The organism is uncultured Caballeronia sp. (genome assembly GCF_964243625.1).
GTDB lineage: Bacteria > Pseudomonadota > Gammaproteobacteria > Burkholderiales > Burkholderiaceae > Caballeronia.
The window spans coordinates 1-16,420 of sequence record NZ_CAXTGZ010000079.1; the positions used below are offsets into that span (position 1 = coordinate 1).

A 16,420-nucleotide genomic window follows, 5' to 3' on the forward strand; every position below is an offset into this window, starting at 1 on the left:
TACTCGCAGAGTAGTATGTCGTGCTGGCAATGAAGGAAGGCGTTCCGATTGATGCGAGCGCAATGGAAACTGTTTGCCATCCAGATGCAAACGGTGTGATTCCCGAGACTGCAGTTGTAAGAGCAGGCCTCGCAACAGTTTCATCCAGCGCCATGATGCCAAGGCTGCCATTTTCTGAAGACTGGTTGGCTCGGACCATCCCAAGCGATGGCGTAACTGAGTAAGCCTGCGCATTCGCAATCACGTGCACAACCATGTCGTTCGATGCACCGGTCGAAACCGGTGGCGCCGTCGGGTTCGCGTCATTTGCCGCATGCGAAGTTGCAACTGTCGCTGTCCCGCCAACTTGCATGCTGCCGTCGAAGTAGGTATTACCGTCACCGACTGCTCCATATGTTTCCGGCAGCACAACTCCATTAGTGAAACCCGCTTTAGACTGATCGAAGGTGTCAGCGTCAGCCTGATCGCGTCGAACATGTGCGTGGGACTGTCCGAGATGTACAGTGCGGGCTCCGGGAGCGTTGGCCGAATGCCTTGTTTCTCGATTCACTGCATCTGCACATGCGACGTTCGACAGCATTACGCACGCCAGAACAATAAGGTTTTTCAGCATATTCTTCGTTGGCTTATAGTTCAGGTGCATTGACCGATTTTGCGCATGCCGATCTTCTCTCCGCTTGTTCACCCGCTCGGCGCACGTGACATTCCAGCATGACGGACCTAGCGGCCGTGATGGTCAAACCATCCGCTTTAGGAACACGTTCATATCTACGAGGAAATAATTTACCTTCGCTGCATCGTTGCAGTTTTGTTGGGCGTGTTCTCGAAGCGAGACCGGTAGTCACGAATACTTTGTCGATCCGCTTCGGACAACAACAATAAGCTGAAGCTAAGCGTCTTCAGTTCACTTGCCCGCCTGCGCGTCCGGAGGTCTTTGCCATGCCCGGTCGCTCACCCACCCAACCCAATCTTAACGGTGCAACCTTGCCTCCGCTTTGAGACTGTACAGTTCGGGAACCAACGCGAGCAGGAGACGTTTTGGCGCAAACAGGCGCGGCGAAACATGCCGCGCGACGTGCCACATGGCGGTGATGTTCCTTCTTCGGAGGTTGATGCTGGCGCCAACGAGGGAACTAACGAAGTGCAGATCTCCGAGCGCGTTGCCGACGATCTCTTCTTTGATTGCTGATCTCTCAGGCGGCTTGAGAGCGAAGAACGATAGCTTCGATAATTCCCGGACCATGCGATTCATGCTGTCGTAATGGTGTTTCGTCTTCGATGAAAACATGATTGAGCCCGACCTCAACCGTCGTTTGTAGAGTTTTTCATGAAGTATTGCCACCTTGCGCTTTTTCTCCAGTAAGAGCGAAACAAAAAAGTGGTTGTCCTCGAACAACATGCCTTCGATAAACCGGAGTTCTCCTATCGCTGATTTGCGCGCAACGAAGCAGCACGCCTGCACGCAGTAGTGTCCTTGTCGAAGTGACTCAACGATAAAATCGTCAGACCATAAAGGCGACTTTCCTACCGGCCGTTTATAATAGTTTTCTTCGATCTTATAAACAGGCGAGTCAACCGGAAAAACTTCGGCCTCAAACATTACAACGTCGATCTCATTATTTTGGAACTCTCGGTAGCATGAAGCTAGCGCCTCGGCATCGATGACATCGTCACTATCAAAATAATAAATATACGTGCCAATCGCGACATCTGTGCCTGAGTTCCGTGCAGCCGAAAGACCTCCGTTTCGCTGATGAAGATATTTGAACCGTGTATCTGTCGAACAAAACTTCTTCGCAATATCCCCAGTGCCGTCGGTTGATCCATCGTCCACAATGATAGCCTCGAAGTCAGCAAACGACTGTCTTGCAATGCTTTCCAGCGCTTCCTCAATAAAATCCTGCACATTGTAGGCCGGGACAATAATCGAAAAAACAGGCATGTGTAGTCCTTGAGCTTTAGTTAGAAGGCAAAACGTGCGAACGTCATCGGGAGCAACTTGGATGGGAATCAAACGCAGACGGGGCGACCTGTTCCGAGTTTTTGCTGCCTTCGGAACTATCGGTCGCAGCCCCAGTAGCACGCACTCATATCCGACGTTACCGTATCCGCGCCCCAACTCATCCAGCTAATTCAACTGAGGATTATGGAAAAGGTGTTCACTTACATATCGGATATTGCATTACCGCGCTTACCCAAATAAGGACAGCGGGAAGCTCCAGTAGCCGCTCATTAATCACACAATTGATATTAAATGGTGACTTCAGCTGAAGCTTACACTTATTGCAAGGTGAATTAGTGAAACGGCTAAAACTCGTGTGCTATTGGCCGAAAGCGTCGATCAGACGATATGCCAGATTTCACTCGCGATTTCGCATTGTTTGCGAAGGGCGTGCAACTGACTATCTGTTAAAGCCTTAGTGTTCAAATTGGATTGGGCCGCTCGGTTGCTGGCACGTCGCTTCTTCTGAAATAAGTAACGATCAACACGTCACACGAATGATATAGGAATGAAAAGTCAGTTTCGACGACGCGACCGCGCGTGGCTTCCAGCTAATTTTTCTCGGCTTTTTAATTGTCTGGGTTGTAAATCACACATGCTTTCTCACCCTGCCATTGCGCCCCTGGCGGGCCAGGAAAATATCGCTCGCGGAGCGGGCGCGGTCTCGGTTGCCCATTCGCCCTGAAATGAGCTCTTCAAATTTTGCCAATTACTCAACGTCTTCAAACGCACGAGACTCGCCGATGCGCCGGGCATTCTGAACCAAGCCTCGACATGCGATCCGTTAATAACAAGGTGCCGACTGGACCGTCGCACAGATGTTCAATGCAGGCGACATGTGGACCTGAAGCCGGATCTGATCACGAGCGAGTCGGGCCACGCAAATGCTTGGCGACAAGGATTTCTTTCCAGTTGACCTGCATGGTGGCCATGCAAGGCTGACGCCTTTGAGTCTTCTTTGGTTCCCGAGCAAGCGGGGAATTCGGCAACAGTTCTGCTGCATCTATAGTGAATTTGGGTGTGCCCCCTAAAGCTCACGGCCACGCTACGGATCGTTGCGCGATCAGATCAACGGCCAAAATAGGTAATATATATTCGTAGTATAAATTAACGACACGGACTTTACACGCATTTCTGACTCATATTATTTGTCAGGGTAGAATCTACGACCGAATTTTTAATTAATTTCTGGATTAAATATAATATTGACCGAAATCTTTCGATTAATGTCAGGCACCTTTGAGCAGTTCTTTTTGCATCGCAACAGCGCCTAGGGAAAATTTCACTATTTAACAGAATATTACTTATTCGTTTGTGGTCTACCGCACATTCCGGGTACATTTACACCCGTGGTCAGACGAAAAGGTAGACTTTGCCGAATCGCTGAAGTAAGCGGCATTCTCGGTTAAACGTTTGCGTAATAGACGATAAGGCGACTGTCTCGACAAGTCGCGATACCGGGGTCGGGGTTCGCACGCAAGCGTTCCGAATACACGACGAAGGCATGTGGTCGCTTCTGTGACCGCATCGGGAAGGTGTGCCTTCGCGTTCGTGTTCCCAGGTCGCACGCCGTCCCAATCGTTTAAAGCGCCATCCGGTACTGAGCACGGAATGGGTCAATAATTCATTGGGTTAGTTAGATATACGAAGTAAAGAAAAAGCGGTTCGGGTGCCCACGCTCCCAACAGCATTTCGTGTGTCGAAGACTAAAAATCATTTGCTTATTTTCTGTCGGGCTTTTCTCGACAGTGGACGAACTCGCCATGATCAAACGACGTCAATTTCTCGGTTGCCTTACTGCGTTCGGCGGTAGCTATCTTCTGACCGCCTGCGGCGGTGGCTCCAGTGATGGAATCGGCAATGCCGCCGGTGCAGTCGCAAATAGCGCAACCAACAATGCCGCAGTTGGAAATGCAGTTGTCAACGCCGCTACGACTGCGTCGGCCGATGGAACGAGTCTGCCTTCGTCTGCAAAGATCGTCGATAACTCAGGCAATGTCTGGACGCTTTCCGGGGGCGTGGTGTACAGGAACGGCGCAGTCGCAGGCGTGAACTACAACGTCGCCTTGGCGCTGTGGTACGCCGGCACCGTGTACCATCAGAATACCGGGGGCCAGTTCTACTCGTGGAATGGTTCTGGGTGGACGGCATGCCTCGATCCACGCACCGCAGGAATCTCTCCCGACGGCGCCACGATTCCGTCGGGTACTGTCCTCATCGACAAGCAGGGTCGTAAATGGACAGTGAATGCCGGTGTTATCTATAGAGACGGTGCCGTTGTCGGTGTCAACTACAACGTCGCCTTGTTGCTCTGGTACGGCGGCATGATGTGGCACAAAAACACAAGTGGTCAGTTCTATGTATGGGCCAACGCGGGGGGATGGCTTGCTTCCACCGATCCGCGTATCTCTGGTTCCGTTGCCGCAGGCAGTTTCTTCGGCGTCAACGGACATTGGGACTACACCTATACCCCGGCCCAGATCGTTTCAATTCTCAAAAGCATGGGTTGCACCAGCTACCGCGTGGGCTGCAGCTCCGATCCGTCGCAGATTGCTGCAGTGGCCAAGCTGGCCGCTGCTTTCCAGTCTGCCGGCATGACCCTCTTGGTGTTGATCAACCAGGGCATGAACGACAACAATGGCAACTTGCTGAGCAGCGAGGGCGTTGCCTACAATCAAGCATATTCGGTTGGATCGGCGGTCGCAAACGCACTTAAGCAGTACGGGGTCACGATGTACGAATGCGGCAATGAGCTGACTCGTCAGAGTTCGACCGTCGTAGACTCGACTCAGGCGGGCTGCAAGGTTGCAGACTTCAATAATGCAAACTGGCCAGCCATGCGCGGCGTGATGCGCGGAATGATCGATGGCGTGAAGTCGGTCCAGCCTGGCGCCAAGTGCGGCATCAATTTCTGCGTGGCAGATGTGGGCGCGTCAGATGCCTTATGGGACGGCATACAACCAGATGGATCGCAGGGGCATCCTAAGGTTCGCTGGGACATCACGACATGGCACAACTACGAAGTGTATGGCGACATCTTTAATATTGGCATCGACGGCGCCGGACCAGGCTTTGATTTGCCAACGTACTGCAAGGCTCGCTATGGAGTTCCGTTCATGATCACGGAATGGAACACGGGCCCTGAGCAGACGCAAGCGTACAGGGCAAACTACGTCACGACTCAGTTGTCCAATTTCTACGCAAACAGAAAAAGCCACAACATTCAGTCTGTGATGTACTACGTGCTCGATAGTGGAAACAGCACGTACGGCATCATGATCAACGGCGCTCCCTTAAGCGCCCCGTACGCAGCGTTCACGGGATTCACGGCGTCACATGCGGACGTCTGAATCTAACCCTTGATGTGATAGAGAGCTGGAAAAGCGGGGGTAGCGTTTGCTATCCCCGTTTGCTTATTAGCTGTACGTAATGTGGTTAGACGCACCCGTACGGTAACGCTCATTGTATTGGCTTAGCGTCGATGATGCCGACATGGGTGGTTGCATCGATGGCAAAACTATCTCCGTCCTGGAAATCGTTCGATTTCTGCGATGTCTTGTCAGGCGTCTTCGTCTTTACTTGTTCGCGTCCCGCAACAAACCCGTTTGATTGAACCCGATTGGGCAAAGTTGCCGATGCGGTAATTCTTTTGTGACGCTCGCAAAAGTTTTGCTGTCACACTGATGAGTGTTTACGGCGGGTTATTCATCATATGTATTGTTCGTTGATTGGCTAACCCGAAAACCCGTATCACTGCCTTGCCCGATAGTCGACGATTCAAGCTAACCAGCCAGCGACCTACTTATTTGGACTAATGCATGAAGAGAGCGATTCTTAGAAGTTTGTCCAGCGTGAAGAGCGTCTTCATCCGAGTAGCTCTTACGGCAAAAAACGTACGCTTCGATGGTCCACCGGCCTTTTCGGGCAAGTGGCCGAGAATCAGCAACAAGGGGTACATCCACTTGGCTAAAAACTGCTCCTTTCGCTCTTACCGGACGCGCCCGTTCATCTGGGTTTCAGAGGGCGCGAGTTTAGAGATCGGGCAGAACGCGTTTTTTAACGATGGTGCGAATCTTTGCGCGACAACTTCAGTGAGAATAGGTAGCAATTGCAAGATTGGAGACATGACTTTTATTTTCGACACCGACTATCACCAAGTAACGCCGGAGCGCCCTACGAAGCAAGCGCCTATAGAAATCGGCGACAACGTCTGGATTGGCGCGCGATCGACGATTTTGGCGGGAGCTAAAATTGGCAGCCATTCTGTAATCGCTGCAGGGTCGACAGTTGTAGGAGAAATCCCCCCCAAGAGTTTAGCCGCAGGCTCACCGGCGCGGGTCATACGTCAGCTCAACGTACCTGACGACTGGGTCAGAGCTTAATCAAAGTCGCATGCGTCGCGACGCGGCCACAATGCCAGCAGATTTTTCTCAGTCGTTGCGCTACCTGCTTCCTTAAAGCATTCGTCTCCAAAGTCGAAGTTCCACAGTCAGAAAGCGCGTGCCTCTCATTCGGTCGTGATCTGGGCTGGCGCTGCAATACGGCAACTCAGTGCGCGCCCCGTATCCGCCTCGGACAGACTGTTGAGTGTCGTCTGAGCGATTGAGGCCATGGCCTCGGCTGTGAAGAACGCCTGATGTCCGGTTACGAGGACGTTCGGGAACGTAAGAAGGCGCTGGAAAACGTCGTCTTGCACAACGTCCAGCGACAGGTCTTCGAAAAACAGCGCTTCTTCCTGCTCGTAGACGTCGAGCGCGACGCCGCCGAGCTGTCCTGACTTGAGCGCCGTGATCAACGCCGGCGTATCGACGAGCGCGCCGCGGCTCGTATTGATCAGCAGCGTACCCGGCTTGCTTGCAGCGAGCGCCGCTGTGTCGATGAGATGCAGCGTGTCGCGTGTCAGGGGGCAGTGCAGGGAGATGACATCGGACGCTTCGACTAGCGCGCGCATCGTGACATAGCGCACGCCCATGTCCACGAGCGCAGCGTCCTCCACGACATCGCAGGCAAGCACGTCGCACCCAAATCCAAGTTTGAGCGCACGCGCGACGAGCATGCCGATACGCCCGGTACCCACCACACCGACCGTCTTGCCGTGCAGGTCGTGTCCGAGCAAACCGTCGAGCGAGAAGTTGTCCTCGCGAACACGCGCATAAGCATGGTGGATCTTCCGGTTAAGAGAAAGGAGCAGGCCTATCGTGAACTCAGCCACTGCGTAAGGCGAATAAGCGGGCACGCGCACTACCTCGATACCCCGCTCTTCAGCCGCCGTCAGGTCGACGTTGTTGAAGCCCGCGCAGCGCAACGCAATCACGCGGGTGCCCCCATCGGCCAAGATCCGGATTGCTGCGGCATCGACTCGGTCGTTGACGAATACGCAGACCGCCGCGAACCCCTTCGCCAGACTTGCGGTGGTGACGTCGAGTCGCGGCTCGAAGTAGGTCGGCGAATGCAGGCCGTGTGCATTGGCTGCGTCGAGTGCTGCACGGTCGTAAGGTTTGGTACTGAAGATTGCAACTCGCATGACGTGGTCTACCGGTTAGTTAGCTGGAACAGCGGTGCGCACGGCCGTACCCGTTTCACGCAGGAAAAACGATAGGACGACCGCGATTACCACACCGAACACGAGTGGAATGAAAGCATGCTGGAACGCCTGCAGGTTCATGGTTCTGCCTGGCTGTGCCACCATCAGGCGCGAAATGAACGGCGCGAGCAGGCCCGTTGTCAGGAACACGAGGAAGTTCATCACGCCCGCCGCGGTACCTTTCACCTCGTGCGGATTGACCTCCTTCATGGTCGAAAACGGAATCATTGCGGCACCGGATGCAATGCCGAATAACAGCGCCACTGAATATCGCGGGAAAGTGCCTGCTGGAATGAAGACCGCGACGAGTCCGAGCGCGAGTACCGCCAGTGCGCCGCCAATCAGCACTGGCTTCCTGCGTCCCGAGCGGTCCGAGAGATAACCGAGCAGAGGACACCCGATTACCCAGCCGATCGGCACCATGGATGCGTCGGCAGCGGCTTGCGCCATGTCCATATGCTGGCCATCGTGCAGGAATGAGGTCACCCAGACGAGGGCGCCGATGGTGGTCGGCGCGAACAAAAGGCCGCCGATCACACCGGCGAGCCAGCTCTGCGGGTTCGACAATACGATTCGGTATGGCCGCAGCACGTTGGCGATGCCAAGCGTGCCGTGATGACTGTCCGCTCCTTCATCGGGCATCGCGAACCATGTGCCCACCGCGAGCAGCGCGCCGATCACCGCAAAGGCGATCCACACGTGCTGCCAGGGCATCTGCAAGCTGCCGGCGGGATCGATCAGCATGTGCACGGGCTTTGAGCCAAACGCGGCACCCGCCATGCCGAGACACTGCGTAAGTCCGATGAACATTGCCAGCATGCCTGCCGGCAGGTAGCGCGCAGCGACGTAAGACGAGCCAATGAACGCGAAGATGGCGCCCACGCCCTGCAGGATGAAGCCGGCCATGCCTGCCGCGCGGCTACCCTGTGCAAACACGAGGCATCCGATCGCGACGATCGCGATGCCATATGGAATCGTCCGGCGCGCACCGTACCGGTCGAGCAGGACGCCTGCGACCAGCGCCATTAGTGCGTACACCATGTAGTAGGCCGAAACGATCGATCCAATATGGTTTCCGCCCCAGGCTTGTGCCAGTTCATTCTGCATTACGCCGGGCGCGGAGCGGACCGCGTACTGGTAGAAGTAAAAGATTGCGCAAAGGAGCCAGGGCAACACGCCGGCTATGGCGAGTCGATTAGCTGCGGGGGCGGCCGGCAAGACGGTTGAGGTGGACATGATAGGTTCCAGGCGCGGGCGCGCCACGTATGTCAGTGAGACAGCAGAATCGGCAGCGTGGCCGAAGGGAGGCTTTCGGCGAGATGTTCGCCCAAAAAGTTTCAGGGTTGTCGGACTTGACTTGGCTGGTCACGAGCAATCGACCCAACGCATTGGTCGTGAGCCGGGAAAGAATTCGTCCAATGCACATAGGGTCCATTCGTCCTCAACGTCCGGGGTGCAAGCTCGGACTCGAAATCCTCGCGCACGACGCGCGCTCGCTGCGAGCGCATCTTTCTGATGCATTGCGTAATATTCAGCCAAATCTGCCAACACTTAGAACGGTCGCGGGTACCGATCGAACGCGGCATAGACTGCGTCGAGATGCGCGCTGGATTGCCTGGCAAAGCTCATCTCAATGGAGGTTCTGGCACGGGACTATCAGGTTGTATCGACATATACGGCGATACTTTCCAGCTCATGATGAGCCCTTGGAAAAGAAGGACGAATCGATCGGAGTTCGAGGCAATCCGGGCAATGAGTCAACGAACATGACTAGGCTATCCGCTAGCGCTCTTCGTTGAGATGATCTAGATCATGCCGGGCCCCGACAGCCCTCCGATGCTGGCTTGTCATGCGAAATAAGGAGAGACGTCCGATGTCTGAAGATCAAATCGTCTACCGCGAACGGGGTAAGTTGAATACGCCCGGCGCACTGTTGAACCTTCTCGAGATAGATGCCACGGGCCTGCACAGCGTAGTCCTCGAAGGTGGCAGCCGGTTGATCCGGTCACCGCACAAGCGAGTCGATGCCGTCAGCACTGTCCAACTTTTCATCGGCTCCGCATCTGCTGCTGTCCGGCATGCCCGTACCGGCAAAACTTCGTGATAGCAATTCCTCGATGCGATCAATGGATGATCAGCAGGGCGGCTGTGCACAGCACAGCTGCGGCTTCACGATGATCAGCTGAGTTTGATGCCACAACACCGGCTGGAGAAAGCCGGGCTTAGCTTGGGTAAGCTGCTCGCCCAAGGCGAGGGCTTCCCACGCTTCGGTTTCTGAGCTGTCATCCGGGAAGTCCAGGTCTTAGACGCTGCCGATCTCGGCCTTTCACGAAAGCGAATGCCTTGCAATCCCCCGAACTCGGTGGCTCCTCACTCGATATGCGTATTCCGCCATTGAAGGCTATCGTCGCCTTCGAAAGTCGCGGGAACGAAAGTGTAGGTATTGTGGCGCACTTAAGTTTCACCGCTTCCGAAGCGGTCCCCTAATCATGATCTCAGAGGGTCGCCAGCGAGCGGCAGGTCCCGCACGCGCTTGCCGGTAGCGTCGGCAACCGCGTTGGCAAGCGCTGCGGCGGCCGGGCCTTGTGACGCTTCGCCCACGCCGAGGAACGGTGTGCCGGGACGGTCGATCAGGTCGACATCAATGCGTCCCGGCACTGATGAAAACCGCAGGATTGGATAAGTGCTCCAGTCGAAGCTTGTGATGCCGTGAAGTTCAAAGGTCGTCTGCTCATAAAGCCACCAGCCCCTCCCGATTCACTGGGCGCTCGCTGTTGCTACTATCGCCTGCGAGCGCCCCTTCGTGCTTATCCAACACTCACTTCTACCCGGCGCGGTTTCGCTTCCTCGCGGCGCGGGATGCTCAGCTTCAACACGCCATCGTTCAAGTTGGCTTCGATCTTCGACGTGTCGAAATCGGTGCTCAACGAAAAGGCACGCGCGAACCGAGGTTCACGAATCTCTGCATGGTGCAGGCGCAGCCCACCCGGCGTATCGATCAATGCCTCGCCTTCGATGAAAAGTGTCCCGTCCTGCACATGCACGTTCAAACGATCACGCGACACCCCGGGAAGATCGGCCCACAGCGTAATGCCATGAGCGTCTTCATGGATATCGACGGCCGGGGCGATCGTGGGTCCCTTTCGTGCGTTTTCTTCGTTGGTCCGCGCAAGAGCGTTGAGCTTGCGTTCCGCGAGTTGAGTTTGCGTGTTCATGTTGTCCTCCTCGAATGTTGTGACAGGCTGATTACTGGATCGCGATGGTGCGCGGCCGTGACGTTTCGCGTTTGCCCACGCTGATGGCAAGGCAGCCATTTACATAGCGCGCCTTCACTTTGTCGGGATCTGCATCGCGCGGCAACTCGATAGCCCGACGAAAACTTCCCGCGAAGCGCTCTTGCGCATAAGTGCGGCCTTCGGACGGAGATTCGACGCCTGCACGCTCACCGCTGATGGTGAGCAGCCCCTTGTCTACGGTCACTTCGATCTTTGCCGGATCGATGCCTGGGGCGAATGCAACGATCTCGACCGAATCGTCGGTGCTGCCGAGGTTGATCTGGGGAAAGGCGCTGAAACGCGATGCTCGGATGCTTGTTGGCAGGCCACCAAACACCGACGACATCTGGCGTTGCAGACGGTCGAACTCATCGAACAAGCTGGTATTGAAAAGAACATCACTCATGACTGCAATCTCCTATAGGTGGCAGGAGACGAACAGGCATACGCGCTCCAGTTCGTCTGCCGAGTCTCTGACAAACCAATCGAAACACGCAGCGCGAAAACCGCGGCTGCTTTCGAATCCAAAATAGGAAATAGCCAAAAAATTTCAAGGGGGGGCTCAATTATTTTTTTTGTCGTCGAACTGAAGGATGCTTGCGTCTTTTTTGCACAGCACAAAATCAGTTTGTCCGTTCGACCGACATCCATCCGTTCGCTAAACTTGCCGCTCCAATCTGCTTCGCGATCAAGTCGCCCAGCTTTTTCGCGTCACCGGCGACGCCGTTGCGTTTCGCCTCGGACACGCCATGCAAGGACCCGCCCGTCGCGGCAGCCGTTGCAACATTGCCGGCAACCGCGCCAACCCCCGCTGTTTCTGCGACACCTGGCATGCGCCCGCTGTCGGCTTCAAGGGCGAAGCTGCGAAGTGGCATGAGTGCGCCATCGGCGGACTTGTAAAGGATCTGGATCGACGCACTCACTTCGCTTTTGCCTGCGCCAAGACCGATCAGGACGCGGCGGCGTCGCTTGCCTTCGTCGATGGTTTGGAATTTGCCTTCGACAAGCAGCGCGTTCTGATTGGGCGGCGCAGCGCAGTCTGCGCGTACTGCACGCAATCCTGCTGATTGCAGCTTGCGCACGATTTCATCCGCGACCTGCTCACGTGTATCGGTTGCTGTTTGATCTTGTTCTTGAACCAACGATCCGCCGCTGATGAGCGTTTTGCCTTCGTGTGCCAGCCCGCTATCCATTTTCACCTGGCTGGACGTGGCGCCGAAAGAACATACGTATATAACGTCTGCGTGAACGTTCGGCGCGGTGTCGATCTTCATGGTCTCGGTGGCGGCCGAGGCGCACCCACCCAGAATTAGCGACCCCGTCACGAGCGCGGCGGCCGTCAGATGCTTGGCATTACGAATGAAAAATTTGAGTGAGATTTGCATGGTGGTTTGTTATGGCACCGTCGTGCCAAGATGTCGGAAGAGAGGTGTGCCTTAGCACGCGAACGTGAGTATGGAAGGAAGCGGCCGTGCGCACCATTCAGGAATTATGTCGCGCGATGTCGCCGTGATCTGACACGTGCGAACGGCAGCTACCCGCGTCCTTATGAAGAATGCCGGTTCATTGGCAACGTTACGCATGCCTCGAGACCGCCGCCTTCACGCACGCGAAATACCAAGGCACCGCCGTGCAGACGCGCGATGCGCTCAACGATGGCAAGCCCCAGACCCGAGCCGCCCGAATGCGTCCGGGCGTTCGTACCCCTGCTGAACGGCGTCTTCAGGTTTTCCATTTCCGAGGCGGCGATTCCCGTGCCGCGATCGCACACGGCGACGCACGCGGTGTTGCCTTCCGTCCATGTTCGGACGGCGAGACCGGTGCGCCCATAGACGATTGCGTTCTGCATCAGGTTCATGAGGAGCCGCATCAGGCTCACGGGCCGGTATGCGAACACGGGAACGTCTCCGAGCGACAATTCGAATTCGTGCCCCAGCCCGGCAAAATCCGCGGCGAGCCGGCCTATCAGCGCGTTGAGTTCACCGGCTTGCGGCAGCTCGCGTTCACCGCTGCCGGCGTAGTCCATGAACTGCTGAAGAATCGTGTCAATGTGGTCGATATAGCTCTCTGCCGACGCCACGAATGTATCGTCGGCACCCCGCGGAATCGCCATTGCCATCGCGAGACGAAGCTTGGTGAGTGGCGTGCGGATGTCGTGTGAAACGCCCGCCAGCATCAGCGCGCGTGTTGATTCAGCTTGCTTCAGCGCATGAGTCATCTGGTTGAACGCGCTGCTGACCTGGGCGATTTCAGTTGGCCCGTCAGTTGGGAGAGTGACGGACGCCTCACCGGCGCTCACGTGGCGCGCGGCGCGCGCGAGATCCTTGAGGGGACGGTTGATGTGCAACTGGATCAGGTAGCCCGTCAGAGCGGCCAGCAACGCGAGACCTGCGCAGAGCGCGAGTGTCGTCACGATGCCGCTCGCTTGCGCATCCTCGGTCATCGGCAGCGCGATCCAGCGGGTGTCGCCCGCGACGTGCAGACGAATCCAGAGCCGCTCGCCGTCGCTGGTCTGCCAGCGGACCTGCATGTCGGGCGGCAGATCGCGCTGCAGCGCACCCACGAAGACGTCGCGTTGCCAAGTGCGGAACAAGCGGAGCGGGCTCGGCTGCGTTTCGCGTTCGAGATGTTCGGGTAAGTCAGTCTGGCCGCCCAGGCGCGCGGCCGCGGCGCGGCCTTCGTCGGGCGGCATGGCGGACAACACGCCATCGAGCGTCTTCACATAGTCCGAAAAGATGATCGCGGCGCGGTCAATCCGCGGGCGCTGCACGAAATTCAGCAGCACCGCGAACGAGCACGCCTGGGTCAGCGCGACAAGCGCCACCAGCAGTGTGATATTGCGGGCCAGCAGCGAACGCGGCAACCATCCGCCGAGCCGGTACGAAAGCGATGACGTGCTCACGGCTCAATGCCCGCAACGAGCATGTAGCCGACACCCCATACGGTCTTGATGAAGCGCGGTTTGGCCGGATCTTCTTCGACGATCTGGCGAAGCCGGAGGATCTGTACGTCAATGCTGCGACCGAGTGCTTCATGATCTCGGCCGCGCGCCCGCGCAAGCAGGTTTTCCCGGCTGACCGGCCGATTCGGCGATGAACCCAGCGCATGCAGCAGCAACATCTGCGCTGAGTGAATCTCGACGGGCTCGCCGCGAAGCACCAAGGTCTGCTTTGAGACGTCGAACTGGTACTCGCCGAAGCGCAGCGTCTGCGAGGTCACAGTCGGCACGCCGGCGGCCATTTTCTGGCGGCGCAGGAGCGCACGGATTCGCGCGATGAGTTCATCGGGGAGAAAGGGCTTGGCGAGGTAGTCGTCGGCGCCGGTTTCGAGGCCAACGACGCGGTCGACCGCATCGCCCTTCGCGGTCAGCATGAGAATGGGAAGCGTCTGTCGTTCGGCGCGCAACCGCTTGCACACCGTCAGCCCGTCTTCCGGTTCCATCATCAGGTCCAGCACCAGCACGTCATACGGTTCGCGCTGCAAGTAGCGGTCGAGTTGCTTGCCGTCGGCGACGACGCGCACGTAGAAGCCGTGGCTTGTCAGGAACCGTTGCAGCATGTTGCGCAGCTCGGCTTCGTCGTCCAGCACGATAACCCTGTTCACTTGTTCCATGACGCGTCTCCCACGGTCACTTACATTCAGCGTGCCATTGCTTTTTGCTTCATCAGGTCTTCGATCTGCGGCAGCGTGACGTAGCCGACCCGCTGTGTATCGATTTCGTCGAAGTGCTTCGCCACCATTGGCATGCCGGCCGCCGCCTGGTCCCGAGTCAGCTTGCCGTCGCTTGTGGTGTTGGCGCTGGCAAAGCGAGCCTGCAATTGCTGCGTTGCACGCTCGCCGCGCGCGGGTTCGCCGAGCGGCAGCGCGACCTGAGCGGATGCCGTTGCCGAAACAATACACAAGACAAGGACCGCAATCATCTTTTTCATCATTTGCTCCGTGATGTAGCCGACGCTCATGGCCGGCAGGGTTGATTCATTGATCTGACGTTACTGCTACGCCCAGTGCGCCGGTACCCAGACACGGCCGGCCCAGTGTCCGGGCACCATCACCGCGGCACGCGGCACGGGTGCTACATACACCGGACGCGGCGTGAGATACAGCGTTCGTACTTGCGGCGCGACGTACACGAGGCGCGGTGGCGGGGGCGGCGCGACGTAGACGACCTTGGGCGCGGGCGGCGCAATGTAAATGGTCTTCGGCGCAAGAGGCGCGACGTAGACAGCAGGTGGCGGCGGGGGCGGAGTTACGTACGCGGCCGGCGGCGTCACGACCACTGGTACCGGCGCCGACACAACGGCAACCGGCGGCGCGACAACGACCGGTGCCGTGCCCACCGCAACCGTCCCGCCCACTGCCGTGACGGTGCCGCCCGTGGTCACCGTACCGCTGTGTACAACCGTCGTGCCGGTGCCCGTCGCCACCACGCCTGCGGCTACGCGCGTCGCGCTGCCGGAATGAGTAATGGTTCCGCCATCGCTGCCCGTCACGGTGCCGGAACGCACGCAGGTGGAACCCGCGCAGTCTGTCGATGCCGAGTGACTGGTCGTGTTGCCGTTCGCTGCGGTGATCGTTCCCGAGGACGAGTATTGACCCGGCGCGTTGCGCGTCACGCTGCCTGATGTGGTGGCGCTGTGGCCGTCAGAGCCGGTCAGGCTACCGGTGTGGTCACACGTGCCGCCGGCGCAGTTCGTGTCGCCCGAGTGCTGGACCTGACGGCCGTTGGGGCCGATGGCCGTGCCGGAGTTCGAGAACTGCCCGGGTGCGGTGCGGGTCACTGAGCCGGTGTTGGTGGCTATGCCGCCGTAGGGGTTTTGGACGCCGCCAGCGTGCGTGCACGTGCCGCCCGCGCAGGAGCCGTAGCGCGCTCCGTCGTAGGCGCCGTGTGGCGTGTAGGCCGTGCCGTGACTTGCCCATCCGGCGAAAGCGGGCGTGCTGACGGCGATGAGCAGCGAAGCGATAGCTGAGGTGAGATAACGGAGTTTCATAAGGGATCCTTCAAGGTTCGGTTCAGTCACGCACTGCGGCGTGGCAACGGGACGAACTATAAAAGGAGTCCGCGAAATAATCGCGCTCGAAAAGATGTCGCGGTGTTACACCGAGCGGCAAGGTTCCCGCGCCTGGCGTGCGCCGCTGCGGTACGAATTCCGTGACATCCGGCGACATGGTTTTCGCGTGGTTTTTTGCCGGTCAGCCCATTACATTAGCCTCAGCCGAAGCGACAACGGCCGTTACCCGCAGACCACGCGTCTTCCTCACACCCATAAGCTGCCCATCATGTTCACCACTGAAAAAATCGCGGTCTTTGTGTTGTTGTTCGTTGTTGGCGTCTCGTTGATCGAGGCGTGTGTGCTCACCCGCAAACAGCGCAATAGCGACACGCCATTCGACTGGTATGAAGTGTGGATTTCGCTGGCCGACATGGCCGGCCGCAAACTGCTCGCACTCCTTCCGCTCTCGCTTGCAGCGCCGGTTTTCGCCTTTGCCTGGGATCACAGGATCTTTACCGTCACGCTCAACAGCGCGCTGATGGTGTTCCTGCTCTTTATCGGCCAGGAG

Annotated in this window: 14 protein-coding genes and 2 pseudogenes; 4 read left to right on the forward strand and 12 right to left on the reverse strand. The window is 57.4% G+C overall.

Going from position 1 to position 16,420, the window contains the following annotated elements:
- On the reverse strand, window positions 1-643 hold a 643-nt coding region (locus ACFFAR_RS07870; RefSeq protein WP_174363188.1), incomplete at its 3' end, for a hypothetical protein.
- A gap of 327 nt (window positions 644-970) precedes the next feature.
- Complete coding sequence (locus ACFFAR_RS07875) at window positions 971-1,942, reverse strand: glycosyltransferase family 2 protein (protein ID WP_075357536.1); 972 nt, start codon at window positions 1,940-1,942, stop codon at window positions 971-973.
- 1,823 nt (window positions 1,943-3,765) lie between these two features.
- Between ACFFAR_RS07875 and ACFFAR_RS07880 the strand changes: the two genes are divergently transcribed.
- Together ACFFAR_RS07880 and ACFFAR_RS07885 are read left to right on the forward strand one after the other, a co-directional pair.
- The gene (locus ACFFAR_RS07880) at window positions 3,766-5,352 is read left to right on the forward strand and encodes a hypothetical protein (protein ID WP_174363187.1); all 1,587 of its coding nucleotides are present in this window, start codon (window positions 3,766-3,768) and stop codon (window positions 5,350-5,352) included.
- Window positions 5,353-5,820: 468 nt separating this feature from the next.
- Complete coding sequence (locus ACFFAR_RS07885; RefSeq protein WP_174363186.1) at window positions 5,821-6,384, forward strand: acyltransferase; 564 nt, start codon at window positions 5,821-5,823, stop codon at window positions 6,382-6,384.
- A 125-nt stretch (window positions 6,385-6,509) separates the two neighbouring features.
- On the opposite strand, the gene ACFFAR_RS07890 is transcribed toward ACFFAR_RS07885, so the two are convergent.
- Both ACFFAR_RS07890 and ACFFAR_RS07895 read right to left on the reverse strand, forming a co-directional pair.
- The gene (locus ACFFAR_RS07890) at window positions 6,510-7,526 is read right to left on the reverse strand and encodes a 2-hydroxyacid dehydrogenase (protein WP_375507719.1); all 1,017 of its coding nucleotides are present in this window, start codon (window positions 7,524-7,526) and stop codon (window positions 6,510-6,512) included.
- 15 nt (window positions 7,527-7,541) lie between these two features.
- Window positions 7,542-8,822 carry an MFS transporter gene (locus ACFFAR_RS07895; protein WP_062001808.1) on the reverse strand — a complete coding sequence of 427 codons (1,281 nt, stop codon included), beginning with the start codon at window positions 8,820-8,822 and terminating at the stop codon, window positions 7,542-7,544.
- 637 nt (window positions 8,823-9,459) lie between these two features.
- Here ACFFAR_RS07895 and ACFFAR_RS07900 point away from each other — a divergent pair.
- The gene (locus tag ACFFAR_RS07900) at window positions 9,460-9,690 is read left to right on the forward strand and encodes a hypothetical protein (protein ID WP_375507720.1); all 231 of its coding nucleotides are present in this window, start codon (window positions 9,460-9,462) and stop codon (window positions 9,688-9,690) included.
- A 383-nt stretch (window positions 9,691-10,073) separates the two neighbouring features.
- Here the strand turns inward: ACFFAR_RS07900 and ACFFAR_RS07905 are convergent.
- The 8 genes and pseudogenes from ACFFAR_RS07905 to ACFFAR_RS07940 form a co-directional block, all read right to left on the reverse strand.
- Window positions 10,074-10,331 (reverse strand): annotated as a pseudogene (locus ACFFAR_RS07905) (xanthine dehydrogenase family protein molybdopterin-binding subunit); the annotation flags it as partial.
- 62 nt (window positions 10,332-10,393) lie between these two features.
- Window positions 10,394-10,801: an Hsp20/alpha crystallin family protein gene (locus ACFFAR_RS07910; protein ID WP_375507721.1), complete on the reverse strand. Its 408-nt coding sequence runs from the start codon at window positions 10,799-10,801 to the stop codon at window positions 10,394-10,396.
- 31 nt (window positions 10,802-10,832) lie between these two features.
- Complete coding sequence (locus ACFFAR_RS07915; protein WP_075357544.1) at window positions 10,833-11,267, reverse strand: Hsp20/alpha crystallin family protein; 435 nt, start codon at window positions 11,265-11,267, stop codon at window positions 10,833-10,835.
- A gap of 217 nt (window positions 11,268-11,484) precedes the next feature.
- Window positions 11,485-12,246, reverse strand: coding sequence for a DUF4410 domain-containing protein (locus tag ACFFAR_RS07920; RefSeq protein ID WP_375507722.1), 762 nt, complete (start codon window positions 12,244-12,246; stop codon window positions 11,485-11,487).
- 161 nt (window positions 12,247-12,407) lie between these two features.
- Complete coding sequence (locus tag ACFFAR_RS07925; protein ID WP_174363345.1) at window positions 12,408-13,763, reverse strand: ATP-binding protein; 1,356 nt, start codon at window positions 13,761-13,763, stop codon at window positions 12,408-12,410.
- Window positions 13,760-14,473 carry a response regulator gene (locus ACFFAR_RS07930; protein WP_174363344.1) on the reverse strand — a complete coding sequence of 238 codons (714 nt, stop codon included), beginning with the start codon at window positions 14,471-14,473 and terminating at the stop codon, window positions 13,760-13,762. The genes ACFFAR_RS07925 and ACFFAR_RS07930 overlap by 4 nt, the downstream gene beginning before the upstream one ends.
- Window positions 14,474-14,499: 26 nt before the next feature.
- Window positions 14,500-14,790: a hypothetical protein gene (locus ACFFAR_RS07935; RefSeq protein WP_062002357.1), complete on the reverse strand. Its 291-nt coding sequence runs from the start codon at window positions 14,788-14,790 to the stop codon at window positions 14,500-14,502.
- Between the two features lie 66 nt (window positions 14,791-14,856).
- Window positions 14,857-15,849 (reverse strand): hypothetical protein, encoded by a 993-nt coding sequence (locus ACFFAR_RS07940; RefSeq protein ID WP_174363343.1) that lies wholly within the window; start codon window positions 15,847-15,849, stop codon window positions 14,857-14,859.
- A gap of 289 nt (window positions 15,850-16,138) precedes the next feature.
- On the opposite strand from ACFFAR_RS07940, the pseudogene ACFFAR_RS07945 reads away from it, so the two are divergent.
- Window positions 16,139-16,420: pseudogene (locus ACFFAR_RS07945) on the forward strand (sterol desaturase family protein); the annotation flags it as partial.